Origin of the sequence: Paraburkholderia mimosarum LMG 23256 = NBRC 106338, assembly GCF_000739815.1 — a bacterium.
GTDB classification, from domain to species: domain Bacteria; phylum Pseudomonadota; class Gammaproteobacteria; order Burkholderiales; family Burkholderiaceae; genus Paraburkholderia; species Paraburkholderia mimosarum.
The window spans coordinates 1-902 of the sequence record NZ_BBJJ01000336.1 but is presented as its reverse complement, the minus strand read 5'-3'; the positions used below and the strand labels follow the sequence as shown (position 1 = coordinate 902).

General features: G+C 57.4%; 2 protein-coding genes. One reads left to right on the top strand and one right to left on the bottom strand.

What is annotated here, in order from left to right:
- Window positions 1-437: helix-turn-helix domain-containing protein (locus tag BMI01S_RS37755; RefSeq protein WP_218002780.1), on the top strand; the 437-nt coding region annotated here is incomplete at its 5' end.
- Here BMI01S_RS37755 and BMI01S_RS37750 read toward each other — a convergent pair.
- On the bottom strand, window positions 430-902 hold a 473-nt coding region (locus BMI01S_RS37750), incomplete at its 5' end, for an IS6 family transposase (protein WP_042293599.1). The genes BMI01S_RS37755 and BMI01S_RS37750 overlap by 8 nt on opposite strands.

Here is a 902-nt window from a genome sequence, read left to right as displayed (position 1 = left end):
ATTTTTCCTCTGCGGCATCCATGACTCAAAACACCCGATCTGGCGTCGGCAGACTGAGCGACGACAAACGCAAAGCGATTGCACTTCAGGCCCTCGCGCGCACCGAACCCATCAGTGTGCTGGCTGAGCGTAACGGCGTGAGCCGCCCGACGGTCTACCGACAGATCGGCACGGCCAGTGTAGCGCTGGATGAAGCCTTTGATACCACGCGGGCAGCCGATGCAGATCAGGTGCTTTTCATGCTGCCGGTCACCCGCCAATGGCTCGATCAGGTCATCGTGGCGCTCACGATGGTGGGCCACGTTTCGTTTCGCAGTACCCTTGAACTCATGCACGACCTGCTCGGCGTCTCGACCAGCCTGGGCACGATTCACGGTTCTGTCGCAGTAAGAGCGAGAGGTGGGCCAAATCCGATATGGTATGGATTCCTTATCTAGCAAGCGAATAGAATTGCTGTGCGGGAGTTTGACCAACGCCGCCATCGTTCAATTGTCCCTTGACGATCATGTGCATAACTTCGATGCCGCCCAACAGGATGCGGGCACAACGAAAGCTTTTGAACCCAAGCATCGGTCGAGTTCGGCGCTTGATCGCCCGATGATCCTGTTCGATGATGTTATTCAGATACTTTTTCTGGCGGACCTTGATCGGCACCTTCCGTGGGGCGTTGATCGCCCGCAAGGCAGCCAGATTCGATTCGCTCTTGTCGATCGTCACGGTCTCGGGTTCGCCATTCTGGTCGATTGCCTTTTCGAAATAGGCCCGGGCCGCAGCCTTGTCCCGTCGGGCTCGCAGCAGAAAATCAACGGTGTTGCCTGCCTTGTCGACAGCCCGATAGAGATACCGCCACTCACCCGTGATTCGAATGTAGGTCTCGTCCATCCTCCAGCTCGTGCCGACCG